Source organism: Paenibacillus sp. FSL R7-0198, from assembly GCF_038000415.1.
Lineage (GTDB): Bacteria > Bacillota > Bacilli > Paenibacillales > Paenibacillaceae > Paenibacillus.
Window position 1 is genome coordinate 4,014,102 of sequence record NZ_JBBOCB010000001.1, and the last position, 25,982, is coordinate 4,040,083.

Consider the following 25,982-nt stretch of genomic DNA (forward strand, 5'->3'; position numbering starts at 1 on the left):
TTGGAACAGAAGGAGTGAGATGTTATACTGGGAATATATCAATAATTACCAATTTATATGTTTTATGTAGGTATAGAGAGGGGAATGGGATGAGTAGACGAATCAAGATGATTATGGGTATCGCCATGATTATTGTTTTTTTAGTTATTGCAGTGCGTATGTATACCTCTGGTCAATATACTATGTATATCCCCAGCAAACATACGACGTTTCGAGCAGAGGTCACAGATCATATGACGATGCTGGATACATTGGATCAACTGACGATTAGGAAAATTTCCGACAATGAACCGTATAATGAAGATGATGAAATAACGATTACAGATCCCAAAGAGATTAGAGATATGCTGAAGCTATTAAAGGATGTTGATCTTAAAAGAGTACGGGAATTCGACGTTTCTGAAAGGAGTCCGCATTACTATGAGTGGCGACTTACCATAAATAAAGAAGAGCGCTTTACTGAAGATTTCGGAATCACGTTTTATAATGAACAATCTATCTCCATCTATAGCGGTGCGAAAACAAGAGACAAATTTCAGGACTACGAGGTTACCAATGAGTTTAATCTGATTGAGATGGACAGCCTTTTTGAAAAGTTGAAGGAGGGGCAAACATGACCATCATAACCAACTATTATGTACGCCCTATTGAAGAACAGGATATCCCTTTCCTGTGGGAGATGTTATACGCATCCCTGCATAGAAGAGAAGGTGATGCACCTCTTCCAATCGAAAGTATTCATACTCCCGGACTGTCCAAATACGTTGAAGGCTGGGGAAGAGCAGGGGATTTCGGGTATGTTGCAGTTGACCAGCAAGGTAAGAGATTAGGTTCAATAACATTAAGATTCTATACGGATCAGGATGCGGGATACGGTTATGTGAATGCAGCTACGCCAGAGATGGGGATGGCTGTAACGGAAGATGCACGTGGAAAAGGAGTAGGTACCTCACTGCTTCAGACCGCATTAGATGAGGTCGAACGGCGGGGAATTGAAGCAGTCTCGCTCAGTGTTGACCCGGATAACCAAGCGATTCGCTTATATAAGCGGTTAGGATTTGTGGAGGAGTGCCTAAATGGTACATCTGTAACGATGGTGCGTGTAAGTAAACTTGAATCTTAAATGATGAGCGGTCGTATCACTGGAAAAACGGAGTAAGCCACGTGGAACTGTAAAAGAAAAAGGCGCTTCCTCATGGGGAACGCCTCTTTCTGTGTGCAAGGTACAGCATCAGTAGCTCTCTTATACTGAGTCCGTATCACTTCAATATTATTTCAACAAAAATGCCAAAGCCTCGTCATACGTTTCCCATTGGAATTCAGTCTGGTGCGCCGACTCTTTGGAGATCCGATTCAATTGCATTTTGGCGATCGCACCACCTACGGCTACACTGGCTCGCTTCATACCCCACTGTGTCAGTAGTTTCTGGTGTTCCACAATTTTTTCTTTGGTGTCCTGAGGGAAAGCCTTCATGTTCCGCATATCTACTAGCACATCAAACGAACTTCCCAATTGTTCAGCTATTCTCTGAATTTCTGTATTTGCTTGTTCGACATGTTCAGGAGAAACAATACCTTCCCAGATAATTTCAATAATAGGTTTAGTTGAATCCAAACGTCTAACAGACATGTAGGCAACTCCTCGATAATAAAATAATATGTAATATATGAGACTATAAGCCTATTAATTATACCTTTTTATAACGGGAATGAAAACTGAATTCATAATTGAGTGGTTCTTATGGACTACTTATTCCTAGGGAAGTTAAATTCAGGGATTGTTATCATATCTTCATTGGAAGGAAGGTTAAATAGCTAAAAGCCGCCCAGAGGTTGAACTCCAGACGGCTTCTACAACTGTGACACGATAAAGTTAAGATAACTACGTAAGTTAGAAGCCAATCTTCAAACTGTTACCTTCCGTTGCTACACCTTTGGAAAGGGAAATGCTCAGCTTTTGCTCTGCCGAGAAACCAAGTGTTTCCCCGTCATGCAGTGTGACGTCGTTCTCAACCACATACGTTGTGGTCATGAACATCATCTCAAATACATCGCTTAAGGACTCCGACGATTGCATAATCTCCATCTCTTCTTTACCAAAGTTACGTAGTCCGTAAGTATAAGCTGAAGAGCCTTCGGCATTTTGGTATAATCCGATAAAAATCCAGAGCGAGACGGGCAACTCATCATGTTTGATCCCACGGCTGATTTCGACATACTGACTGGCTTCAACGACAAGCGGGGCCATGTATATTGCCAGCGCGTGATCCAACTGTAATAAGGCACTCGCTGTTTGAGTGAACAGAACATGTCCCTCAATAGCATTTGTTGCGTTCAGAACAGAGACAATAATCTGAGACTGGTGCCGTGAGGTAACTTGCTCCGCTTCTCGCCAAAGGATGTTGAGTTTGGCATTCTCCTCAACTTCACGGTCAGGCACAGGCGCAGCAATGTGAGCACATACCACCTGCATCCCATTCACTTCGAAAAAGAGATTGCCCTCCTCCGGGCGTTCTTCAATCTCGATATCCCATTCGTTCTTCATGTTCCTGATGAAGAGGTCAAAATCACAATCGTCACGCTCCAGCAGGACAAAACCCACGATGGTTTCACTGTAATTCGTCGATTCGACAGCACCACCTGCAGGTACCTTCTCCTTTTTGCGCCGCCGAAGCTTGTCAAACAATCCCATGACATGTTCTCCTTCCAATTCCAGAACGATTCTGGTCATTGTACACTGCTATCTATTCACTACCTTACCATAAAGGAGTTAACATGAATCGAAGCAATGCACCATTCGACAGAAATTACAGGAACAGAACTAGCAACAATGCAATAATCGCAGGCAATCCTTGTTTGATAATGATCGACCGTGAGGAAGTTGCTCCCCCATAAAGAGCCGCGATAATCACACACGCCAGGAAGAAAATCTGAATATGCTGTCCAACGGCAGCATCCGGATATACGAGTCCCCAGATCAGACCTGCCGCAAGAAATCCATTGTAAAGGCCTTGATTGGCCGCAAGGGATTTGGTGGATTTGGCGAATTCCGGCGTGAGATTAAAGGTTTTCATTGTGCGTGGACGAGTCCACATAAACATCTCCATCACCATGATATAGAAGTGTTCGACAGCTACAAGAGCTACAAAAATGATACTAATCAAAGGAAACACCTTGCTTTCTGATATGTAATTTATTTACTTGTCCATCCTAGTATAAATGTTTGCAACGAGAACGGAAAGAGTGAAATTAATTTTTAACAATTTAATTGTGTGTTATATAAAATATTTATCGTTTTCCAAGTGAGTTATAATGTTGAAATAAAAAAAACGTACAAAGGTAAGCATACGCCGATTGTCGACAATCCATTCATTGGGTAATAATGAACAATAGAGAAGTGATAGTGCTCAGGAAAGGGAGGAGATTACTATGGGAACAGTTCAAGTCGTCTTGCTGGCTGATGATCCATCCACATTTGTGACCCGAGTTGTACCTTTTGTCGACATTGAGCTCGCAGGAATTCCGGATGACCGTCATTATGGTCTGCTACGTCCAGCGGACTCGCGTCAGAAAATCTACAAGCGCGGTACACCGATTGCGAATCGCCGCCAGATCAGTATTGTGTCTGAGGAAGAATGTGCTCTTATTGCTGAGAAAATGAACATTCCTGAAGTGCGTCCAGAGTGGCTTGGTGCCAATATACTGGTTCGTGGCATTGATCGATTGACGGAACTGCCTGCCGGAACACGGCTTTTATTTCCGAACGGGACAGGGTTAATATGTGAAGGAGAGAACCTTCCCTGTGTACATCCGGGGAAAATGATTGAACAATTCTACGAACAGGACGGTTTGCGCAAAAAATTCGTGCCTGCGGCTCGAAAAAAACGTGGGATTGTGTGCTCGGTCGAACGGGAAGGTGTCATCCATACGGGGGATACCATAGAAGTCATTCGCCTGTCCTGATTTTCAGGACGGGTTTCTTAATTGATCAGCCCTCGGCGCTCACCATTCGGATGTCTAGAGTGTAAGTACTCCTCTGGTGTACTGCCAATAATAGACTTGAAATCTCGGATGAAATGGGATTGATCATGATATCCAAGGTCCTGAGATAGCTTAATCAGGTCACAATGAAGACCGCGGTCCATCATTTCTGCAGCATTTTGCAGACGATACAACTTAATTACCGTTTTGGGTCCGATGCCCACATACTGATTGAACAGGCGCTGAAGCTTTCGGGTATGCATATTCCAATAGGAAGATAGATCATCTACTCTCAGCATCTCCCGGTTCTGTTCAATCTGTTGCACAATATCGTTAACCATTCTCGCTTGAGCATCTTCAGCAGGAAGGTGTGCACATAATAGCTGGTCGATGTAACTGGTTTTATCCGCATCATCCCCCGCCCCAAGAAGTCGGTCTTCCAGGGAGTCCGCTGTGACGTCAAGAATATTGGATACATTCATCGGCTGTCCGTACAATGAAGAGACAGAAACCCGCAGGAAGGGATAAAAACCTCCTGGTTTGAACTTCACGCCAAATACACGACCTTTCCCGCTCACAAGATAGGAGAATTTACGTCCCGATGGTCCGAAGAAAAACGTATTGTTTCGTTCCACGACCAGATTGACACAGGGGTTAGGCACGACATGTTGGGGATACGGTTCAAGTCCAGTCAGATCCCACGATACGATCCAGTAATGTTTAACAAAAGGCCGAAGTGCTTCGGAAGGAGCATGGCGTGTTAGTTGATATTTATGATCACCTTCATTCAGATTCAGCAGGCCCATACTTGGTCTGTCTCCGTGTTCTACCTGTTTCATCCGAATCATCCCTCCTGCTCATCTCACATTATTTAGGTTCTCTGAACAACAATGCCTGCACAGCAAAGCGGGGTAAAATGAGTTGCCTGCGCCATCTCGAAGGTTGACTGAGGAGGCGATAGAGCCATTCCAGGTTAAGCTTCTGCCATATCGCAGGGGCACGTTTGGTTTTGCCTGCCACGATATCGAGATTGCCTCCAACACCTATGGCTACACGAGCGTTCAACTGGTGGCGATACTTATTAATCCAGTGTTCCGCCTGGGGTGCACCAAGAGCAACGATAAGAAAGTCTGGTTGAGCAGTACGAATCTCTTCCACAATCTGTTGTTCCTCATCTGCCTGGAAATAACCATGGTGTCTACCTTTTACGATAACTCCAGGGTAACGCTGCGCAATAACTTTCACGGCCTGTTCACTTACGCTTTCCTCTGCTCCCAGCATGTAGAATGACCATTGTTTTTGATCGCCTTCCTCCAATAAACGAAACAGCAGATCACAACCCGTTACCCGTTCAGTCAATTGTCCGCCCCGAAAACGGGATACCATTACAATGCCGGCACCGTCAGCTGTGACCAACCCGGCTTGATCGACAACCTCGCGAAGAGAGGCATTCTGTTGACAGGACATAACAATCTCGGGATTGCCTGTGATGACATGAAATAGTTCAGTACTTTCCTGATCTACGACTTCACCAAGGATTGCAACCGTTTGATTCATCGTTACATTGGGAAAAGGGATGCCCATAATATTCGTTGATTGGCTCATGTCTCATTTCCTTTCTAATTTAGTCCCATCACCTTGAATAGACCTGTTATTTCATTCCAGTTTAGTATATCTGATCTTCTGGGAAAGCACTATATGACGCAATCCGTTTGGATCAGGGTATAACATTCCCGAAAACATAAAGAGCTTATATTTTAACTGATGTCGCGTTTTTACAATACGGTCTTTGGGGTATAACGATAGGATAGGAGTGCGAGGTTGATAGATCGCTTATCCAATACATAAAGGGAGTGAGTCCATGGAACTGAAATATGAATTTTATATCAATGCAGGACTGGAAGATGTGTGGAATGCTCTAATATCACCAGACGGCACACGGAACAGCTTTTTCGGTAGTGAACTTCGCACCAATTTCCAACCAGGTCAACCGTTTGCTTATGTAGGGCCAGGTAATGATGGTGCGGAGACTGTCCATGTGTACGGAGATATATTGGAATTTGAACCGTTGTCCAGACTTAGTTATCAGGAGCATCCCGGACCGTCATACCATGCCAATCATGCCGAGCTTCAATCCAGAGTGGTCTTCCAGTTGGAGACTGTGGGGGAGTGTACGAAGCTGACGCTGATCAATGATCAATTTACAGAAAACCATCCTTCCTTTGCGAGTGCACAGAGCAGCTGGTGGATGATCCTTAGCAGCATCAAAACTTGGGTGGAAACGGGGAAAACATTGAATTTTGGCTGGTAGCGGGTAAGAGGCAGTCATTTAAGATTTATGATTATAAAAAATAAAGAGCATTTAAAACAAGAACCAATGCTGATTCAGCACTGGTTCTTGTTTTTTTATACATATTAAAGACCATTGCTCTACATTTAATGTCTGATAATGTCGAAATATATATCATATGACCTAAGAGGAGAAATGAACATGTTTCGTAAACGTACTGAATCGACCAAACAAATTCGTATAGATGCACATCAAAATTTACTGGAGTATAGTCGTAAACTCGTAGCAAATGCAGAAAAGGGCAACTATGACGCATGGATTGAAGGTGGCATTGAATTTCAGGATAATGATGAAATAGCTAATAATATCAAAAAAGCAGTACATATGATGAAAACACACAACGAAGCTGTGGAAATGCGTCTTAGAATGCTGAATCAGGCAATGAATGTGGGATTATGGGAATCTGAAATTGTTGCAGGTGATCCACTGGATAACAATAATGTTGTGGCATTTTCGAAGGAATTCCGCCAAATGTTAGGATTCCATAGTTCCAAGGATTATCCCGATTCATTTGCAAGCTGGGCCAAATCGATATATCCGGATGACAGACCCCAACTGGTGCAGGAGATTATGAAACATGTGAATGACACTGGAGCAACAACTGCCTATAACGTCATCAGCCGTATGATTACAAAAAGTGGAGAAATCCGCTGGTTCCGATGCCTTGGACAAGTCATCCGAAATCAAGCTGGCGTTCCGGTCAAACTTCTGGGCATCATGTTTGATATTCATGAGGAGAAGAGCAAGTCTGATGAGCTGGAAGCACTCGTCACCCGATATGATCTGGTTAACCGAGCCTTGGTGGAGGCACCGTGGGATATGACCGTTGTAGCCGGAGATGTGGTTAACCCAAATAATGAATTTTGGTGGTCACCTCAATTCCGCCGAGAATTAGGGTTTAAAGACGAGCAGGATTTCCCGAATGTGTTCAGCAGCTGGAGCAGCCGACTTCATCCGGAAGACCATGATCGGACGATCAACGAATTTGCCAGACATATGAACGATTACAGTGGTCGTACGCCGTACGATCTGGATTATCGTCTGCAACGCAAAGACGGGGAGTATCGGTGGTATCACGCGGGTGGGGAGACCATTAGGGATCAGGATGGAGTACCACTCCGTGTAGCTGGAACCATTCGAGATGTTACCCATGAGAAGAATAAGGAACAGATCGTGGAAGCCATGAATCTCAAAACCAAACAATTGTCGGAGTCCATTGGCGAGATGGTACGTGGAATCAACTCGATTACCGATCAGGCACAGGATCTGGTGACTGCACAGGAGTTATCCGCCGATGCAGCTATTCAAGTGAAAAGCAGTGCAGATGATACGAAGAATATCACCGTGTTTATTCGAGAGATTGCCAGTCAGACCAATCTGCTGGGGTTGAATGCAGCAATTGAAGCTGCACGTGCGGGAGAGCTGGGACTGGGATTTGGCGTCGTTGCAGGTGAAGTGCGGAAACTGGCTGATCACAGTTCAGAGGCTACGGTAAATATCGAAGATAGCATGCAGAAGATGAAAACACTGATTGATCAAATTCTTGAACATATCGGTAATATGTCCACGTTAACGCAAAATCAGGCTGCCCTGACACAGCAGGTGAATGCTTCAATGGATGAGATCAACACGATGTCACAGGATCTGGTTGATTACTCGCGGAATCTATAATTTCGGAATCATTTGTTGTAACATCACGATCATTACACACATATCTAACAAAAAATCCACCGGGATGCATTTCTGCTCTCGGTGGATTTTTGTATTTCTGTATATAGCTAAGATCTATAGCTTCAGTTTCAGCTATTGAATTAGACTTGTTGAACTTTGATCAGGTTTGTATTACCGGATTGACCGATTGGAACACCGGCGGACAATACAATGATGTCACCTTTTTCGATATAACCTGTTTTGATTGCGTTACGAGTAGCAGACTCGAACATTTCATCCGTTGTGGTTACTTTGTCGCCCATAACCGGAATAACACCGGAGAGCAGGCAGATTTTCGCCAATACTTCTTCATGTTGTGTAACTGCGATGATTGGCGCTTTTGGACGATATTTGGAAATCATGCGTGCTGTGAATCCACTCTCAGTCGAAGTGATGATTGCTTTTGCATTCAGTACGAGGGAAGAACTTACAGCGCCCTGACTGATAACTTCAGTAATATCAGCGATCTGTTGAGCCGATTTTTGTGCGAATTGCTCTTTGTAATCGATCATTGTTTCAGCACGGCGAGCAACAGCAGCCATCGTGCGCACGGATTGTACCGGATATTTACCAGCAGCTGATTCACCGGACAACATCACAACGTCAGCGCCTTGAAGTACAGCGTTTGCCACGTCACTTACCTCGGAACGAGTAGGGCGTGGGTTCACTTGCATGGACTCCAGCATATGTGTAGCTACGATAACCGGTTTACCAGCGCGGTTACATTTATCGATCATTTCTTTTTGCATCATTGGTACGTCTTCGATCGGAACTTCAACCCCGAGATCTCCACGAGCTACCATGATACCGTCAGATGCTTCAATAATATCGTCCAGGTTCGTCATACCTTCCTGGTTTTCGATTTTAGAGATGATCTGTACGTGGTCTACACCGCGTTCTTTTAAAATGCTGCGGATTTCACGGATGTCATCGCCTTTACGAACAAAGGATGCTGCGATAATTTCGATATCGTTTTCGATCCCAAATCCGATGTGCATAACGTCACGCTCGGTTACACCTGGCAATGTCGTTTTGATTCCTGGCAAGTTAACCCCTTTGCGTGGTTTCAGAATGCCGCCACTGATGATTTTACAATGGATATCGGATCCTTCCACAGACAGTACAGTCAGATCCACAAGGCCATCATCGATGAGGATACGATCGCCAGGTTTCACAACGAGGTTCAGTTCTGGATAGTTTACCGAGATACGCTCAGCGTCACCAAGAATTTCCTCGGTAGTCAGGATCAGCTCTTTACCAGCTTGCAGATGGCAGGATGCTTCTTTCAGTTTACCGATACGTACTTCCGGCCCTTTGATATCCATCATGATCGGTACATAGGTGTTCAGTTCGGAAGCTGCTTTGCGGATATTGTTAATCCGTGTAACGTGATCTTCCAGTTCGCCATGAGCCATGTTCAGACGGGCAACGGTCATACCTTCCTGAATCATTACTTTTAACAATTCGATTGAGTCACAAGCAGGTCCCATGGTACAAATAATTTTTGTTTTTAACATGCTAATTTCCTCCTCATATTTAAGCTTATATGTGTATTGTAGCGTTTTCTGTCGAATCAGGGTATGAACTATAGTACAATGATTAGAGTATAGTCCGATAATGAGGTGTGTTATGGTCACTCCACTTGAAGTACGACATATTAATGGTGTCGGTTGGTACGAAGAAGCTGTGCAATCTCAAGAAACTTGGCGGCTTAGCTTGGTTACTTATGGAAAATGTGTATATTGGGTGAACGGTGATAAACAGATCATGGAAAAGGGTGAATTGCTCCTCATTCCAGGTGGCGTCCCATATTACGGCAAAAGTATTCCTACAGTAACGCACACACAGATTGTAATTCAACTGCAACGCGACCATACGGAAACTTTGCCAGCATTGGAACGGTATGAGGCTTTGCGGCATAAACCTGGATGTTACGAACTGATCCATCAACGCATGAGCGCTATTTATCAACAATGGCAGGAGCGTCCGTCTTATTATGTCATGATGAGCCAAGCCTTATTGATGGAAGTGTTGATTTATATGAACAGGGAGCTTGATCGTGGAGTCATCCCGCCGGAGAGGCATAATCATGTTGAACGGATGAAGCGGTATATTGAGCGGCATTATCGGGAGAAAGTGACGAAGGAAGAACTCGGGGACGAGATCAATAAAACGCCCAATTATGCTGCTGCATTATTCAAAAGCATGACAAATCAGACCATCAGTCAATATGTCCATGATCAACGGATGAAACGAGCCATATATCTGCTCACTGAGTCACAACTCTCCATCCAGGAAATTGCCGAATTTCTCGGCTACCGGGATCTGTCTTATTTTTACCGCATATTCAAACGTATAACCGGAAGTCCACCGTCTGACCTTCTTCATGAACGGCCACCTATAGTATGAAACGCGTAGTCCAACCCAAATAAAGTTCTTCTATATAAGTAGGTTTAATTAAATGAGTACAAAAAAAGAGGGCCTATGCCCTCTTTTGCTGTATAGCAGGATCATCATCCCACCTGTTACATATATAAATGTCGTTATACATGACTGCTTGGATTAGAAGCTGTGAGTGGCTGCTTGCTTTTTTTTCGTGCCTGCCCAAGACGAAGAGCAAAGACATGTACAGTCCAATACGCCGCCTCAGCAAACAAAATGCCTCCAGCGATGTCCAGCAAGGAATGCTGTTTTACAAACACCGTTGATGCAATAATCAACCATAGCCATACCGACCAAGAAATCCGTGCCAAAGGCCTAAAGTTCAAGTGTCTGTTAATCACAATAAACAGCAAATAGCTGGTCAGAACATGAACACTTGGGAAACAGTTGAAGGGCGCATCATTTGTATAGATAAACTGCACTAACACGCTGCTCAGATCAGTTCCGCCGACCTCCGGACGTGGGACATGGGTAGGGAACACCGCAAAACAGACATTGGCAGCCATGACACCAACATTATAGGTAATCAACGTACGCCAGAATAGCGACTTGTTCGTCAGACCCAAATAGAGAAATCCAAGATACAGAATGGGCATCCAGCTAATGTACGGATAAATAAATTCTTTGAGAAAAGGAATCTGTGTATCAATCCAGGCATAATTGTAGAAGACATCACTTCCGGTGTTACTGCCTAGAAATACGTAAATGGAGCCTTGGAGCGGTATGCACAGAATAGCCAGTAAATGCCCCCAGCGCTGAAAGAATGCTTTCATAGTATCCCCCTGATTTCATTATGCATTGTAAAACTATCGTTAATGGGTACTTCATAGATATATGACGTTGGAGAGTCGCCACACCCCTGCAGCATTGAACTCTTGTAATACTATAATGGACAGATCAAGGTATAAGCCATACCTGATTTTAGGGGAAAAGAAGTCAGGATAAGTCTCTTTTTTGTTACTTTTATAGTTTTATCCATAATAGGGATATTCAATATACGGATGATGTGATACAACTATATTGGCATATAAATTCATATGACAACGAAAAAAAGTAAATGAAACGAGGTAGGGAAATGTATGATTAATCCGCAATCCAAGCCAAAACATTCCTTTTCCGAGCGCAAACCTGTGCTCACCGTTGTGATTATTGAGCTACTTCTCTTGTTAGCCGTATTTGCTGCAGGAGCCATTGCGACGATAAAACAACTGGACTACACTTCCCCTGTACTCATTTCCTTTACACCCATCGCAATTGTTCTGATGATCTATCTGACGTTAAGGCGCAAGTGGGGAGAGACTGGCTTCCGGTCTTTGCGAAGTATCCCGGCTGGCCACGCAAAGTATTATATTCCACTACTCCTTGTACTGGGTACACTTTCCCTGAAAGGATTTGGGGAGCTGAGCTTGTCTAGAGTAGCTTTTTTCATCTTTTTTACCTTGCTCGTAGCTTTTGTAGAGGAAACGATCTATCGGGGACTTATTTTCAAAACATTGCTTCAAAAAAGTGCAGTGGCCGCAGTTGTGACCTCCAGCATATTGTTTTCAATTACACATCTGCTGAACGCATTGTCTGGTCAGGATATGACGGATACGATCATGCAATTGATCTATGCGCTGCTCCTGGGAGCTGTACTGGCGCTATTGATGCTGAAGAACGGCAATATCGTACCGCTTATATTTTTTCATTTCATACATAATCTGATTCAATTTCTAGCGAATGATCTGGAGGACACAGGTACACTTCCTTACGATCTGTTTATACTGGCAGTACTGATTGCTTACTGTGCATGGTTAGTGTGGAGCATTCGAACAAATTCGTCTATTCCATCCAAAGGGAGTGGGCAAGCGAATACGGTTGTTCATTAAGGGTATTGCGGGTATTGCTTAAAAGTAGTTATCATACAGTTTCCCGTCAGCAGTTGGATCATGGTATACTTCAGTCTGGCGGGAAGACAGATATGTTCATGATACGAGGTCTGCCTATCCGTACATTAGGTTTAGACAGTAGGTGATATAGTGGAGAAGACAGCACAAGGTGTAGCAGAATGGATGGTACAGGAGATTAAATTCACAGGAACACTTCATCAGGAAGCTGCCATAGAATATGTGAAGACCCATTTTGGCGAAGAGTTTGTTTTTGTGAACGAGAACGGCAATACATCATTGTCCAAAGAAGTGAAGAAAGCTTTCCGAAAGCTTCATCGTGGGCAGATCGCCTGGGATCGGGATGCATTTATGTGGGCATGGACATAGTGTGTTATACTGGAGTAAGATGATTCATTGGTTGTGTTGGATATGCATGTCAGAATATTATATAAAAAATGTATAAGATGGATTAGATCTGCATATCCTTTCATAAGACCGTACACAAGCGACCAGGCACATAAGCGTTATGAACCCTGGCCCCACGCGTGTTAATAACATGTATTTCCAAAGCTGTTTGAAAAGAAAATACAAAGATTTGCTTTTTGGCTGAAATGGAGTTATAATAAAAACAAGTTGTAGAGAGTGGAAAACCTAATTCATATATTGTAAAGGGCGATCACTTATAGGTTTATGACTGGTACCTTTTTCAATGTGTGAATTTTTATTTGCTTGCTGCAAAGAACAAAGGAACATGTTAATCTTTATTTGGAGGTGTAATTCACATGCAAAACGGAACAGTAAAATGGTTCAACGCTGATAAAGGCTTCGGTTTCATCGAAGTTGAAGGCGGAGAAGATGTATTCGTACACTTCAGCGCTATTACAGGCGAAGGCTTCAAAACGCTGGACGAAGGTCAACGCGTGCAATTTAAAATTGTACAAGGAAACCGTGGTCCTCAAGCAGAAGAAGTTGTAAAACTGTAATTAAAGCATAGCTGCCTTTAACATGTTATAATGGTAAAGGCAGCTTCTTTTTTTTGATCAGTTATATAAAAGTCGACCCATTAGTTGTCGAGGCAGGGTCTGGTGGGACGTGAAACTTCCGCTAAGTGTAGGCTTCTGTGAAATAACGTCGGTTAGATGTTTTTCCATAACAAAGGGGGTAGAAGTCATGTATAATCGCAAAAAACCGTTGGAAGAGATTCCACAAGCTGATGCGGCAATCTGGGAATGTACGAGTGATACGTGCAAAGGATGGATGCGGGACAATTTTGCGTTTGATAACGTACCTACTTGTCCGATATGTGCTTCTGAGATGGTCAGCACGACTAGGATGCTACCATTGCTTGAGAATTCGAATAGTAATCTGAAAACGATGCCTAAAGGAAATCGGATTTAACATAGCTTACCCGCCTCTAACGAGGTGTTTTTTTTTAAGATCAAACAAGACACCCTGTGCGAAGGTAAGGGTATTAAATATGAAGTTCCCGGCATTCGTTTTAGCGAATGCCTTTTTTTGTATCATTTTTTAACAGAAAAATAATGTAAATGACGAGAATCACATGAAAAAAAACAAAGACCCTTTTTGCTTATAGCAAAAAGGGTCTTTGTTATGACTACAATCTTACCGCTAGCAGATTTGAGTTTTAAATGAACAGGAATGGCAGCAAAAACAGAGTTGCTACCAGAGCCAGTTCGATCCCTGCTCCTGCTCCATAGCCATAACCGCGACCGTATCCATATCGACCGTAGGCTGAAGATTTAACTTTTTTTGATGCAACAGCGTTTTTCTTGCTGCTTTTTACCAGCTGTTGTTTGGACTTGACTGAACATAGACGTGGTCCCTCGAAACATCCGTTCAAATAAACTTTGCCATCACGACATTGACTAAGCGTACCATACATATGCTTACCGTCTTTCATAACGAGACAAACGGAACGTCCAACGTGCGGAGAAACCGTTTCTTCACATACCCGATTAATTCTGTACATGCAAATCCTCCTCATTAGATGCGGTTGCCGCTTGAATTCAACGGTTTGTATATCATAGTAAAAAGAAGACCAATTGGTATGGACGAGTACCCGGGAAATCGAATAGGGAGGAGCCGTTTTTGAGTTTATTCCATACACTGGGAGTAGTGAGGAGGGGGTGTCGCGTGGATTATCATGACATGCTGGCTCGGTTAGGGGAGGGGAGTGCCCATCCCGGAGGTTTTTTGGCAACGCTGAAGTTGCTGGAGAGTTTATCTCTGCCTGTGGATAGTCATATCCTTGAGATAGGATGTGGCACTGGGAGGACTGCGTGTTACCTGGCTAAAAGGGGTTATCAAGTAACGGCCATTGATCTTAATCGCCAGATGCTGGATAAGGCCGTTCGGCGAGCAAGACGAGAACGGGTGGATGTTCGATTTGTTCAGGCTGATGTAGCATCGTTGCCTTTCCCGGAAAATCATTTTGATATGGTATTCGTGGAGTCGGTTACGATCTTTACTCCATGGCGGAGTGCACTAACTGAGTATAGAAGAGTGTTGAAGCCCGCTGGACTTTTGGTGGATCGGGAGATGGTTCTATCAGGCCAAAAGACCGAATTGATGTGTCGCCGGTTAAAGCAATTTTACGGTATACGAACTCTGGTAACGGCCACAGCATGGAGAAAACGCCTCAAGCAGTGTGGTTTCACCAAGGTAGAGGTCAAGGAACATTCGCGATCCATGGAAAAATGGGGCGTTGATCATGATCCGCATCGTGAGATCGATATGAATTGGTTTGAGGATGAACGTATGCAGCGAATGAGTCAAACCAATGATCGGTTGCTCGCGAAATACGGCAAAAAGTTGGGGTATGCTGTTTTTGAAGCAAGGGCACCGTTGGAGGTCAAAAAGGAAAAATAGGAAAAAGGCAACTCACACAATCGTGTGGGTTGCCTTTGGTTTGTTTCGACAGAACGTACTACAGCATATCGTTGTCGATAATCCGCCAGTGGTGTTTGAGCAGGGCTTCCAGTTGGCTCTTATCCTTGGCTCGAAAAGCACTTAAAATTTGCCGGTGCTCTTCATTAACTTCGAGCAGTACCTCAGATAGCTTTGGTTTATTATCACTAACATACGACTGCCGGATGAAACTGTTCTTCAATGTGTTTAACATCTCAATGACTGTGGCGTTACCACATCGCTGAATGTACAGGTTATGGAACTGATATTGGTTCTTGTTGTAGGCAGCAAGATCAAGCTGGCTAATATCTTCGTCCATTCGAACAACGAGAGTTTCCATCTCCAAAAGTTCAGATGGTCTGAGATGGTCTGCTGCAAGTGTAGCAGCAAGTGCCTCCAGCACACCGATCGCTTGGGAGAACTCCAGTTTTTTGCCTGCATCAAAAGGAGTGACTATAAATCCCCTGCGTGGGATGTATTGCAGCAGATTGTCTGAAGCCAGCTGGAAAAGGGCCTCCCGAGTAGGCGTGCGACTGATGTCCAGCTTTTTGCATATTTCGGCCTCGTTGATCTTCTGGTTGGGAAGTAACGTCCCGTCCTGAATCTTCTGGGCAATGTAATCGTATACGTGGTCTTTCAAGGATCGGTATTTGGGTACCTCCATACCGAATCCTCCTTTCTATGTATAGTGAATAAATAGATGGGTTTAAGGCCGTACTGTACGCGCCGTTCAGGAGTTTCAAGTTTTTATCATCTTAACACCGAGGGGGGAGTTGGGCAAGCAAACTTCATGTTTCAGCCGATGTAAATGCTGTGTTATATATAGCACATTTTATGGAATTAAAGCGTATAAATGTTTAAATAATGATTGTGATAAACCAGAATGTTTGTTAGTATTACTTACATATAAGTCCATATATTGTCTTATGTATATTGTATACAAATTATTGTGCTACTCATTCAAAAAAAGAATAGGGGTATGATGTGTGAAAAAAGTACTGTTGCCAATGATGCTGTTGTTAGTGGTTGTATTCATGTCCGCATGTGGGCAGGAAAAAACGACAGAGACCGGATCAGACGCTACTTCGTCTTCGGGCAGTAGCTCTGCGGAAAAGGAAGTAATTGTACTTGGAACCAGTGCGGACTATGCACCCTATGAATTTCATAAGAAAATCGATGGTAAAGATACCATTGTAGGTTTTGACATCGAGATTGCGAAAGCAATTGCGGCTGATCTGGGAGCCGAGCTGAAGATTGAGGACATGGACTTTGATGGCCTTCTTATGGCCCTCGGTACAGATAAGGTTGATTTTGTAATATCAGGCTTAACCCCTACCGAGGAACGAAAGAAGAACGTTGATTTTACGCATATCTACTATTATGCAGAGCAAGCTGTACTTGTTAGAGAAGGGGAAGATACGGCATTAAAGTCCATAGATGATCTATCAGGCAAGCAGGTTGGCGTACAAAAGAGTTCCATCCAGGAAGGGATTGCTCAGGAAATAGAGGGAGCAAAGCTCACTTCTCTGGCCAAAATACCTGAGCTGATTCTGGAATTGCAGACGGGGCGTGTAGACGCACTCATTCTGGAGAAGCCGGTGGCTGAACAGTATGTGAAGAACCAAGAGGGGCTTGTTGTTGCGAATGTAGAGATTGAACAGGCTGAAGATGAGGGTGGTTCGGCCATCGCGGTGAAGAAAGGTAATCAGAAGCTGCTGGATCAGATCAACACTACATTGGAAAAGCTCAAAACGAACGGAGATATTGAACGGTTCGTCGTTGAAGCGAATGAGATGCTCGGCGAATAAACCGGACGAGTGAGGGATATGCCGTGAATTTAGATTTTTCCTTTCTATTAGAACATTGGCAGGATTATGCACGAAGTGCGTGGGTCACGCTGGAACTTTCCTTCTTCGGTGTATTGTTTGGTACGTTACTTGGTGTGATCATGGCATTAATGCGAATATCCCGAATATGGCCAATTAAATTTGTGGCTTCGGCGTATATTGAACTCATTCGAGGAACACCGATGCTGGTACAGATTCTTATTATTCATTATGGTCTGACGGTTGTAGGTGTGAACTTGCCGGCATTTATGTCGGGGGTGGTAGCTCTGACGATGAATAGCTCGGCTTATATGGCGGAGGTGTTCAGGGCCGGGATTCAAGCGATTGATAAAGGACAGACAGAGGCTTCGCGCTCCCTTGGTATGACACATGGTATGACACTTCGCTATATTATACTGCCGCAGGCTTTTCGTAACATGCTTCCAGCCATCGGTAATGAATTCATTATTATCATTAAAGATTCTTCTCTTGTCTCCATGATCGGCATAGCCGAGATTATATACACGGCCAGAACAATTCAGGGTGTTACGTTCCAGCCGCTTGCTCCGCTGCTTGTTGCCGCCGGCCTCTATTTTATAATCACATTTACACTGGCTAATTTACTCTCTTGGCTGGAACGGAAACTGTCTACTTCCCGATAACTATTGATAAAGGATTCGATTCGAGAAAGGTTTGGAGTAGGCTGGAGTGGAAATGGCGGGATGTAGTCGTAAATGGCGATGGTATCGCATACATTGTTATTGTATTTTGTATACAATATTTTGGAAAGGTGTTGGGTGTGTATGTCAGATTCCAAAATGTTAATTGATTGGTCGGAGCGTTATGCTGCACCTAATTATCATCCGCTCCCTATTGTTATTGAACAGGCGGAAGGGGTATGGGTGCAAGACCCTGAAGGCCGCCGTTATATGGATATGTTAAGTGCATACTCTGCATTGAATCATGGTCATAGACATCCTGTGATCATACAGGCGCTCAAGGATCAGGCAGATCAGGTTACGCTGACATCACGGGCATTCCACAGCAGCTCCGCTTCTCTTTTTTATCAGAAACTCTCACAATTCACGGGCAAATCCAAGATTCTTGCCATGAATACAGGAGCTGAAGCGGTGGAGACTGCGGTAAAGGCAGTACGTAGATGGGCTTATCGTTGCAAAGGTGTACCGGAGAATCAAGCCGAAATTATCGTATGTTCTGGTAACTTTCATGGAAGAACTCTGACGGTTACTTCCTTTTCCTCTTCAGCGGAGTATAAAAAAGATTTTGGACCGTTCACACCTGGATTCCGGATTATTCCCTATGGAGATATAGAAGCGCTGAAAAAGGCCATTACGCCAAATACGGCTGGTTTTCTTGTAGAGCCTATTCAGGGCGAAGCTGGAATTGTTATCCCGCCTGATGGATATTTGGCTGAAGCCTTTGCTCTGTGTAAGATCCAGCAGGTGTTGACTGTAGCTGATGAGATCCAGACCGGATTTGGAAGAACGGGTCGCCGTTTTGCCTCCGACTGGGAAGGGGTTGAACCAGATATCTGGATTATGGGTAAAGCGCTGGGGGGAGGGGTCATGCCCATCTCGGCTATTGCTGCCGATGCGGAGATACTTGATTTGTTTGAGCCGGGGTCTCATGGTTCTACGTTTGGGGGTAACCCACTCGCCTGCGCCGTGGCTATAGCAGCTCTGAAAGTTCTTGAAGATGAGAAGCTTGCCGAGCGATCGGAGCGTCTGGGGAACTATTTTATGAAAAGACTTCGAGATATTCGCAGTTCAGCCATACGGGATATTCGGGGTAGAGGGTTATTTATTGGTGTTGAGCTGCATGAATCAGCACGTCCCTATTGTGAGCGATTGATGTCTGCTGGTTTGCTATGTAAAGAAACCCATGAGACAACCATTCGATTTGCTCCACCACTGACGATTAAAGAGTCCGAGATTGACTGGGCACTGGAGAGAATTGAGCAGGTATTGATCAACAATGAGGGAGCTGACCTACATGAAAAATGATGATGATGTCCATGGTGGAATAAAAGATACTTCTATTGATACAAGTCAAACATCTGTGCGACGTAATATTGCTATCATTAAGGTTCCTTTTGGACTCGGTGGAGCAAGAGGTGGAGCAGAGTTGGGGCCTGATGAATTGATTACAGCTGGACTGAAGCGGGAGATTGCGAGTCTTGGGCTAGTACTTTCCAAAGAAGTGCGGGTAGATTGTCCTTCTGAACCGGCTGCCCCTATTGAGCGAAATCGTGTAAAACATTTAAATGAGGTACGTCAGGTCAGTCAGAAGGTGTGTAGTGAAGTATCAGGCGCAGTAGAGGAGGGGGCTTTTCCACTTGTGCTTGGGGGAGATCATAGTGTAGCGATTGGTACTTTTGCCGGGCTAACAGCGCATTATTCGAATTTGGGTGTGATCTGGTTTGATGCGCATGCAGACTTGAATACGGAAGAACGTAGCTTGTCCGGTAATATGCATGGGATGAGCGTGGCTGCATCCTTGGGGCATACTGCATTCAATCTGTCACACATTGCTGGAGCAGGCGCGTTTATTGATCCGTCCAACTTGGTCTATGTTGGTCTGCGTGATTTGGATGAGTATGAGAAAGAGCAGATTAAGGGACTGGGAATCCGAGCATTTACGATGCATGATATTGACCGTATGGGAATACAGCAAGTTATTGAGCAAGCAGTAGCTACTGCGGGAAAAGGGACAGATGGTATTCATGTCAGCTTTGACATGGATTGTCTGGATCCGCGGGAAGCTCCGGGTGTGGGCACCCCAGTACCGGGTGGTTTGAATTATCGAGAGGCACATTATGCATTGGAGATACTTGCTTCCACAAATCAAGTTACGTCGATGGAACTGGTTGAGGTGAATCCGTTGTTTGACCACAATAGACATACGGCAAGGCTTGGTGTGGAACTGATCGCTTCGTTACTTGGTAAGCGCATATTGTAAGCACTGAGAAGTGATGCGGAGTGTGCAAGCTTTGCCTAAGGAATATAATTTCTTATCTATTATAGAAGGAAAGAAAACTGAGATCTTCGAAAACCAGGGCTAGTCACAATCAATTGTTCACTGCAATCGCAGTGGAAGTGGCTTCCCTGGTTATGTTTAATGGATAAGTATATTAGAAGCGTCGTAATGAGGATGCGGAGAGTTATTTCTAAAGTACAGGAGCGTCAGATTACATATTGTGCTGATGATGTGGGTTGATTATCATTTTTGAAAAAAGACTTGCAATTGAAATCTGTACATGATATATTCTAATTCCGGCCAAGAAAACACGGTTTACACGGTGCGGCAAGCAAATGAAATAAGCTTCGAAAGAAACTTAAAAAAAAGAGCTTGCAAAGTTGGTTCGGACATGATATTATATAAGAGTTGCTGAAGAGAACGACATTCGGTAACGGAACAAGTTTGATCTTTGAAAACTGAACAACGAGTGAGTAAACATTCTGCTTGCAGAATGAATGCGAAAGTTGGAAACAAGCCTTGGCTTGGATCGGCTGGAGCACAAATGAGATTTTTAATCTCGTCAGATTCAAAATGAGCTTATCGCTCTTTTCAATACTTTATTGGAGAGTTTGATCCTGGCTCAGGACGAACGCTGGCGGCATGCCTAATACATGCAAGTCGAGCGGACTTGAAGAGAAGCTTGCTTCTCTGATGGTTAGCGGCGGACGGGTGAGTAACACGTAGGCAACCTGCCCTCAAGTTTGGGACAACTACCGGAAACGGTAGCTAATACCGAATAGTTGTTTTCTTCGCCTGAAGGAAACTGGAAAGACGGAGCAATCTGTCACTTGGGGATGGGCCTGCGGCGCATTAGCTAGTTGGTGGGGTAACGGCTCACCAAGGCGACGATGCGTAGCCGACCTGAGAGGGTGATCGGCCACACTGGGACTGAGACACGGCCCAGACTCCTACGGGAGGCAGCAGTAGGGAATCTTCCGCAATGGGCGAAAGCCTGACGGAGCAATGCCGCGTGAGTGATGAAGGTTTTCGGATCGTAAAGCTCTGTTGCCAGGGAAGAACGCTTGGGAGAGTAACTGCTCTCAAGGTGACGGTACCTGAGAAGAAAGCCCCGGCTAACTACGTGCCAGCAGCCGCGGTAATACGTAGGGGGCAAGCGTTGTCCGGAATTATTGGGCGTAAAGCGCGCGCAGGCGGTCATTTAAGTCTGGTGTTTAATCCCGGGGCTCAACCCCGGATCGCACTGGAAACTGGGTGACTTGAGTGCAGAAGAGGAGAGTGGAATTCCACGTGTAGCGGTGAAATGCGTAGATATGTGGAGGAACACCAGTGGCGAAGGCGACTCTCTGGGCTGTAACTGACGCTGAGGCGCGAAAGCGTGGGGAGCAAACAGGATTAGATACCCTGGTAGTCCACGCCGTAAACGATGAGTGCTAGGTGTTAGGGGTTTCGATACCCTTGGTGCCGAAGTTAACACATTAAGCACTCCGCCTGGGGAGTACGGTCGCAAGACTGAAACTCAAAGGAATTGACGGGGACCCGCACAAGCAGTGGAGTATGTGGTTTAATTCGAAGCAACGCGAAGAACCTTACCAGGTCTTGACATCTGAATGACCGGTGCAGAGATGTACCTTTTCTTCGGAACATTCAAGACAGGTGGTGCATGGTTGTCGTCAGCTCGTGTCGTGAGATGTTGGGTTAAGTCCCGCAACGAGCGCAACCCTTATATTTAGTTGCCAGCACTTCGGGTGGGCACTCTAGATAGACTGCCGGTGACAAACCGGAGGAAGGTGGGGATGACGTCAAATCATCATGCCCCTTATGACCTGGGCTACACACGTACTACAATGGCCGGTACAACGGGCTGCGAAATCGCGAGATGGAGCCAATCCCAACAAAGCCGGTCTCAGTTCGGATTGCAGGCTGCAACTCGCCTGCATGAAGTCGGAATTGCTAGTAATCGCGGATCAGCATGCCGCGGTGAATACGTTCCCGGGTCTTGTACACACCGCCCGTCACACCACGAGAGTTTATAACACCCGAAGTCGGTGGGGTAACCGCAAGGAGCCAGCCGCCGAAGGTGGGATAGATGATTGGGGTGAAGTCGTAACAAGGTAGCCGTATCGGAAGGTGCGGCTGGATCACCTCCTTTCTATGGAGAATCGTTTCCCGAGTGGAAACATTCAAATAAGCAGGTTCTGAGAACCTGCAACAGCGATTCATTCTGGTCCATTACTTCGGTGTGGATGAAATGAAGAGCACAACACTCACTCGTTGCTCAGTTTTGAGAGCTCAAACTCTCAAAACAGCTTGCTTTTGCATGGAGCTTGTTCTTTGAAAACTAGATATCGAAACGAAACAAACGCGAATTAGAACATTCCTTTAAGCTGAACTTGTGCAAACAAGTCAAGTGTATAAAGGTAGTTAAATTGCTTTTGTGATGGTATCGGGTGAGAGCGACTTTTGGATTTGGACGTAGTCCAAATCAAGGGAAGCGAGCGACCGAAACCGGAACAAAATGGTTAAGCTACTAAGAGCACACGGAGGATGCCTAGGCGCTAGGAGCCGATGAAGGACGTGGCGAACAACGAAACTGCCTCGGGGAGCTGTAAGCAAGCTTTGATCCGGGGGTGTCCGAATGGGGAAACCCAGCTGGGGTAATTTCCAGTTACACCTAACTGAATACATAGGTTAGTGTGAGGCATACCAGGGGAACTGAAACATCTAAGTACCCTGAGGAAGAGAAAACAATAGTGATTCCGTCAGTAGCGGCGAGCGAACGCGGAGAAGCCCAAACCAGAGAGCTTGCTCTTTGGGGTTGTGGGACGTCTCACATGGAGTTACAAAGGAACCGGTTAAGCGAAGAGGTCTGGAAAGGCCCGCCAAAGAAGGTAAAAGCCCTGTAGTTGAAAGTCTGTTCCCTCCGAGACGGATCCCGAGTAGTGCGGGGCACGTGAAACCCCGTATGAATCCGGCAGGACCATCTGCCAAGGCTAAATACTTCCTAGCGACCGATAGTGAAGCAGTACCGTGAGGGAAAGGTGAAAAGCACCCCGGAAGGGGAGTGAAATAGAACCTGAAACCGTGTGCTTACAAAAAGTCAGAGCCCGTTTTAGGGGTGATGGCGTGCCTTTTGTAGAATGAACCGGCGAGTTACGTTCCCGTGCAAGGTTAAGGTGAAGAGCCGGAGCCGCAGCGAAAGCGAGTCTGAATAGGGCGACATAGTACGTGGACGTAGACCCGAAACCGGGTGATCTACCCCTGTCCAGGGTGAAGGTGCGGTAACACGCACTGGAGGCCCGAACCCACGCATGTTGAAAAATGCGGGGATGAGGTGGGGGTAGCGGAGAAATTCCAATCGAACTCGGAGATAGCTGGTTCTCCCCGAAATAGCTTTAGGGCTAGCCTCGGAAAACAGAGTCGTGGAGGTAGAGCACTGATTGGGTGCGGGGCCCGCAAGGGTTACCAAGCTCAGTCAAACTCCGAATGCCATAGACTTACTTCCGGGAGTCAGACAGTGAGTGCTAAGATCCATTGTCAAAAGGGAAACAGCCCAGACCATCAGCTAAGGTCCCCAAGTGTGTGTTAAGTGGGAAAGGATGTGGAGTTGCACAGACAACCAGGATGTTGGCTTAGAAGCAGCCACCATTGAAAGAGTGCGTAATAGCTCACTGGTCGAGTGACTCTGCGCCGAAAATGTAACGGGGCTAAACACACCACCGAAGCTATGGCTTGATGCTTTGCATCAGGGGTAGGGGAGCGTTGTATAAGGGTTGAAGGTGTACCGTAAGGAGCGCTGGACATTATACAAGTGAGAATGCCGGTATGAGTAACGAAAAGATCAGTGAGAATCTGATCCGCCGAAAGCCTAAGGGTTCCTGAGGAAGGCTCGTCCGCTCAGGGTAAGTCGGGACCTAAGGCGAGGCCGAAAGGCGTAGTCGAAGGACAACAGGTCGAAATTCCTGTACCACCGTAAGCCGTTATGAGCAATGGGGGGACGCAGTAGGGTAGTGACGCGGACTGATGGATGTCCGTCTAAGCAGTGAGGCTGATGTGTAGGCAAATCCGCACATCATTAAGGCTGAGCTGTGATGGGGAGCGAAAATTGTAGTAGCGAAGGTCATGATCTCACACTGCCAAGAAAAGCCTCTAGCCAGGTGAAGGTGCCCGTACCGCAAACCGACACAGGTAGGCGAGAAGAGTATTCTAAGGCGCGCGGAAGAACTCTCGTTAAGGAACTCGGCAAAATGACCCCGTAACTTCGGGAGAAGGGGTGCCCCGGTAGTGTGAATAGCACGAGGGGGCCGCAGTGAAAAGGCCCAAGCGACTGTTTAGCAAAAACACAGGTCTGTGCGAAGCCGTAAGGCGAAGTATACGGGCTGACGCCTGCCCGGTGCTGGAAGGTTAAGGGGAGTGGTTAGGAGCAATCCGAAGCTGTGAACCGAAGCCCCAGTAAACGGCGGCCGTAACTATAACGGTCCTAAGGTAGCGAAATTCCTTGTCAGGTAAATTCTGACCCGCACGAATGGCGTAACGACTTGGGCGCTGTCTCAACGAGAGATCCGGTGAAATTTTAATACCTGTGAAGATGCAGGTTACCCGCGACAAGACGGAAAGACCCCATGGAGCTTTACTGCAGCTTGATATTGAATTTGGGTACGATCTGTACAGGATAGGTGGGAGCCTTTGAAGTGGGAGCGCAAGCTTCCATGGAGGCAACGTTGGGATACCACCCTGATCGTATCTAGGTTCTAACCTGGTACCGTAATCCGGTGCGGGGACAGTGTCAGGTGGGCAGTTTGACTGGGGCGGTCGCCTCCTAAAGAGTAACGGAGGCGCCCAAAGGTTCCCTCAGAATGGTTGGAAATCATTCGAAGAGTGCAAAGGCATAAGGGAGCTTGACTGCGAGACCTACAAGTCGAGCAGGGACGAAAGTCGGGCTTAGTGATCCGGTGGTACCGCATGGAAGGGCCATCGCTCAACGGATAAAAGCTACCCTGGGGATAACAGGCTTATCTCCCCCAAGAGTCCACATCGACGGGGAGGTTTGGCACCTCGATGTCGGCTCATCGCATCCTGGGGCTGAAGTAGGTCCCAAGGGTTGGGCTGTTCGCCCATTAAAGCGGTACGCGAGCTGGGTTCAGAACGTCGTGAGACAGTTCGGTCCCTATCTGTCGTGGGCGTAGGAAATTTGAGAGGAGCTGTCCTTAGTACGAGAGGACCGGGATGGACGTACCGCTGGTGTACCAGTTGTTCCGCCAGGAGCACCGCTGGGTAGCTATGTACGGACGGGATAAACGCTGAAAGCATCTAAGCGTGAAGCCCCCCTCAAGATGAGATTTCCCAGTATGTAAGACCCCTTGAAGACGACGAGGTAGATAGGCTGGGGGTGGAAGTGCAGCAATGCATGGAGCTGACCAGTACTAATCGGTCGAGGGCTTATCCAATTAGCAAGTGATAACTCGCGTGTTTCGTTTCGAATCTAGTTTTCAGAGAACGATCTCTGAAATGTAAGCTACGCGTTTGGTGGCGATGGCGGAGGGGTTCCACACGTACCCATCCCGAACACGACCGTTAAGCCCTCTAGCGCCGATGGTACTTGGACCGCAGGGTCCTGGGAGAGTAGGACGCCGCCAAGCGATTTCCCTTTGGGGTATTTTTTTTGCCCCCCTTGCCAAGGAATAAGGGATATATAAGGGCCCTTAGCTCAGTTGGTTAGAGCGCACCTCTGATAAGGGTGAGGCCGGTGGTTCGAGTCCACCAGGGCCCATAGCAAGACCACAACAAAGAAATACACAGTGTATGGGGCCATAGCTCAGCTGGGAGAGCGCCTGCCTTGCAAGCAGGAGGTCAGCGGTTCGATCCCGCTTGGCTCCACCA

The 25,982-nt window shown here is 45.9% G+C and carries 24 protein-coding genes, 2 tRNA genes and 3 rRNA genes; 20 read left to right on the forward strand and 9 right to left on the reverse strand.

Annotated features, from left to right (window positions below; genetic code table 11):
- The first annotated feature begins 89 nt into the window (after positions 1-89).
- Together MKY87_RS17385 and MKY87_RS17390 are read left to right on the forward strand one after the other, a co-directional pair.
- On the forward strand, positions 90-617 hold the full coding sequence (locus MKY87_RS17385; RefSeq protein WP_339787168.1) for a hypothetical protein: 528 nt from the start codon (positions 90-92) through the stop codon (positions 615-617).
- Positions 614-1,123, forward strand: coding sequence for a GNAT family N-acetyltransferase (locus tag MKY87_RS17390; RefSeq protein ID WP_339787165.1), 510 nt, complete (start codon positions 614-616; stop codon positions 1,121-1,123). Before MKY87_RS17385 ends, MKY87_RS17390 begins: the two co-directional genes overlap by 4 nt.
- Before the next feature lie 147 nt (positions 1,124-1,270).
- Here the strand turns inward: MKY87_RS17390 and MKY87_RS17395 are convergent, their stop codons facing one another.
- The 3 genes from MKY87_RS17395 to MKY87_RS17405 form a co-directional block, all read right to left on the reverse strand.
- The gene (locus MKY87_RS17395) at positions 1,271-1,630 is read right to left on the reverse strand and encodes a hypothetical protein (RefSeq protein ID WP_338590089.1); all 360 of its coding nucleotides are present in this window, start codon (positions 1,628-1,630) and stop codon (positions 1,271-1,273) included.
- Between the two features lie 261 nt (positions 1,631-1,891).
- Positions 1,892-2,731: a DUF4261 domain-containing protein gene (locus MKY87_RS17400; RefSeq protein ID WP_340965528.1), complete on the reverse strand. Its 840-nt coding sequence runs from the start codon at positions 2,729-2,731 to the stop codon at positions 1,892-1,894.
- A 76-nt stretch (positions 2,732-2,807) separates the two neighbouring features.
- Entirely contained in the window at positions 2,808-3,173 is a 366-nt protein-coding gene (locus tag MKY87_RS17405; protein ID WP_081745883.1) for a DUF1304 domain-containing protein, read from the reverse strand.
- 256 nt (positions 3,174-3,429) lie between these two features.
- Between MKY87_RS17405 and MKY87_RS17410 the strand changes: the two genes are divergently transcribed.
- Positions 3,430-3,963: an MOSC domain-containing protein gene (locus MKY87_RS17410; RefSeq protein ID WP_339787161.1), complete on the forward strand. Its 534-nt coding sequence runs from the start codon at positions 3,430-3,432 to the stop codon at positions 3,961-3,963.
- A 17-nt stretch (positions 3,964-3,980) separates the two neighbouring features.
- Here the strand turns inward: MKY87_RS17410 and MKY87_RS17415 are convergent, their stop codons facing one another.
- Both MKY87_RS17415 and MKY87_RS17420 read right to left on the reverse strand, forming a co-directional pair.
- The gene (locus MKY87_RS17415; RefSeq protein ID WP_340965530.1) at positions 3,981-4,820 is read right to left on the reverse strand and encodes a helix-turn-helix domain-containing protein; all 840 of its coding nucleotides are present in this window, start codon (positions 4,818-4,820) and stop codon (positions 3,981-3,983) included.
- A 28-nt stretch (positions 4,821-4,848) separates the two neighbouring features.
- Positions 4,849-5,586 carry a WecB/TagA/CpsF family glycosyltransferase gene (locus MKY87_RS17420; protein WP_340965532.1) on the reverse strand — a complete coding sequence of 246 codons (738 nt, stop codon included), beginning with the start codon at positions 5,584-5,586 and terminating at the stop codon, positions 4,849-4,851.
- A 256-nt stretch (positions 5,587-5,842) separates the two neighbouring features.
- Between MKY87_RS17420 and MKY87_RS17425 the strand changes: the two genes are divergently transcribed.
- Positions 5,843-6,292 (forward strand): SRPBCC family protein, encoded by a 450-nt coding sequence (locus tag MKY87_RS17425; RefSeq protein ID WP_091039275.1) that lies wholly within the window; start codon positions 5,843-5,845, stop codon positions 6,290-6,292.
- Positions 6,293-6,472: 180 nt separating this feature from the next.
- Positions 6,473-8,002: a methyl-accepting chemotaxis protein gene (locus MKY87_RS17430; RefSeq protein WP_340965534.1), complete on the forward strand. Its 1,530-nt coding sequence runs from the start codon at positions 6,473-6,475 to the stop codon at positions 8,000-8,002.
- 140 nt (positions 8,003-8,142) lie between these two features.
- On the opposite strand, the gene pyk is transcribed toward MKY87_RS17430, so the two are convergent.
- Complete coding sequence (pyk, locus tag MKY87_RS17435) at positions 8,143-9,558, reverse strand: pyruvate kinase (RefSeq protein ID WP_062838171.1); 1,416 nt, start codon at positions 9,556-9,558, stop codon at positions 8,143-8,145.
- 112 nt (positions 9,559-9,670) lie between these two features.
- Between pyk and MKY87_RS17440 the strand changes: the two genes are divergently transcribed.
- A complete protein-coding gene (locus MKY87_RS17440) occupies positions 9,671-10,450 on the forward strand; it encodes a helix-turn-helix transcriptional regulator (RefSeq protein ID WP_338590109.1) in 780 nt (259 codons plus the stop codon).
- A gap of 134 nt (positions 10,451-10,584) precedes the next feature.
- Here the strand turns inward: MKY87_RS17440 and MKY87_RS17445 are convergent, their stop codons facing one another.
- Positions 10,585-11,256, reverse strand: a complete 672-nt coding sequence (locus MKY87_RS17445; protein ID WP_338590111.1) for a phosphatase PAP2 family protein — start codon at positions 11,254-11,256, stop codon at positions 10,585-10,587.
- Between the two features lie 306 nt (positions 11,257-11,562).
- On the opposite strand from MKY87_RS17445, the gene MKY87_RS17450 reads away from it, so the two are divergent.
- The 4 genes from MKY87_RS17450 (at position 11,563) to MKY87_RS17465 (ending at position 13,749) form a co-directional block, all read left to right on the forward strand.
- Positions 11,563-12,351 (forward strand): CPBP family intramembrane glutamic endopeptidase, encoded by a 789-nt coding sequence (locus tag MKY87_RS17450; RefSeq protein ID WP_340965535.1) that lies wholly within the window; start codon positions 11,563-11,565, stop codon positions 12,349-12,351.
- A gap of 150 nt (positions 12,352-12,501) precedes the next feature.
- Positions 12,502-12,738, forward strand: coding sequence for a DUF6953 family protein (locus tag MKY87_RS17455; protein WP_036607962.1), 237 nt, complete (start codon positions 12,502-12,504; stop codon positions 12,736-12,738).
- A gap of 395 nt (positions 12,739-13,133) precedes the next feature.
- Positions 13,134-13,334: a cold-shock protein gene (locus tag MKY87_RS17460; protein WP_024633772.1), complete on the forward strand. Its 201-nt coding sequence runs from the start codon at positions 13,134-13,136 to the stop codon at positions 13,332-13,334.
- Between the two features lie 187 nt (positions 13,335-13,521).
- Positions 13,522-13,749: a cold-shock protein gene (locus MKY87_RS17465; protein ID WP_017691121.1), complete on the forward strand. Its 228-nt coding sequence runs from the start codon at positions 13,522-13,524 to the stop codon at positions 13,747-13,749.
- Positions 13,750-13,996: 247 nt separating this feature from the next.
- Here MKY87_RS17465 and MKY87_RS17470 read toward each other — a convergent pair whose 3' ends face one another.
- A complete protein-coding gene (locus tag MKY87_RS17470; protein WP_091039268.1) occupies positions 13,997-14,341 on the reverse strand; it encodes a hypothetical protein in 345 nt (114 codons plus the stop codon).
- A gap of 164 nt (positions 14,342-14,505) precedes the next feature.
- On the opposite strand from MKY87_RS17470, the gene MKY87_RS17475 reads away from it, so the two are divergent.
- Complete coding sequence (locus MKY87_RS17475; protein ID WP_340965536.1) at positions 14,506-15,240, forward strand: class I SAM-dependent methyltransferase; 735 nt, start codon at positions 14,506-14,508, stop codon at positions 15,238-15,240.
- 58 nt (positions 15,241-15,298) lie between these two features.
- Here the strand turns inward: MKY87_RS17475 and MKY87_RS17480 are convergent, their stop codons facing one another.
- Positions 15,299-15,943, reverse strand: a complete 645-nt coding sequence (locus MKY87_RS17480) for a GntR family transcriptional regulator (protein ID WP_338590119.1) — start codon at positions 15,941-15,943, stop codon at positions 15,299-15,301.
- Between the two features lie 322 nt (positions 15,944-16,265).
- Between MKY87_RS17480 and MKY87_RS17485 the strand changes: the two genes are divergently transcribed.
- From MKY87_RS17485 to MKY87_RS17525, 9 genes are all read left to right on the forward strand, one after another.
- The gene (locus MKY87_RS17485; protein WP_091039264.1) at positions 16,266-17,087 is read left to right on the forward strand and encodes a transporter substrate-binding domain-containing protein; all 822 of its coding nucleotides are present in this window, start codon (positions 16,266-16,268) and stop codon (positions 17,085-17,087) included.
- Positions 17,088-17,110: 23 nt separating this feature from the next.
- Entirely contained in the window at positions 17,111-17,767 is a 657-nt protein-coding gene (locus MKY87_RS17490; protein ID WP_091039262.1) for an amino acid ABC transporter permease, read from the forward strand.
- 141 nt (positions 17,768-17,908) lie between these two features.
- Positions 17,909-19,129, forward strand: coding sequence for an ornithine--oxo-acid transaminase (locus MKY87_RS17495; protein WP_340965539.1), 1,221 nt, complete (start codon positions 17,909-17,911; stop codon positions 19,127-19,129).
- A complete protein-coding gene (gene rocF / locus MKY87_RS17500) occupies positions 19,119-20,084 on the forward strand; it encodes an arginase (RefSeq protein WP_340965540.1) in 966 nt (321 codons plus the stop codon). Before MKY87_RS17495 ends, rocF begins: the two co-directional genes overlap by 11 nt.
- 617 nt (positions 20,085-20,701) lie before the next feature.
- Positions 20,702-22,254 (forward strand): 16S ribosomal RNA (locus tag MKY87_RS17505).
- A gap of 368 nt (positions 22,255-22,622) precedes the next feature.
- Positions 22,623-25,549 (forward strand): 23S ribosomal RNA (locus MKY87_RS17510).
- A 75-nt stretch (positions 25,550-25,624) separates the two neighbouring features.
- A 5S ribosomal RNA gene (rrf, locus tag MKY87_RS17515) occupies positions 25,625-25,741 on the forward strand.
- Together the 16S, 23S and 5S rRNA genes with 2 tRNA genes alongside form the textbook arrangement of a ribosomal RNA operon.
- A gap of 57 nt (positions 25,742-25,798) precedes the next feature.
- Positions 25,799-25,872: transfer RNA gene (locus tag MKY87_RS17520), tRNA-Ile, on the forward strand.
- Positions 25,873-25,906: 34 nt separating this feature from the next.
- Positions 25,907-25,982, forward strand: a tRNA-Ala gene (locus tag MKY87_RS17525).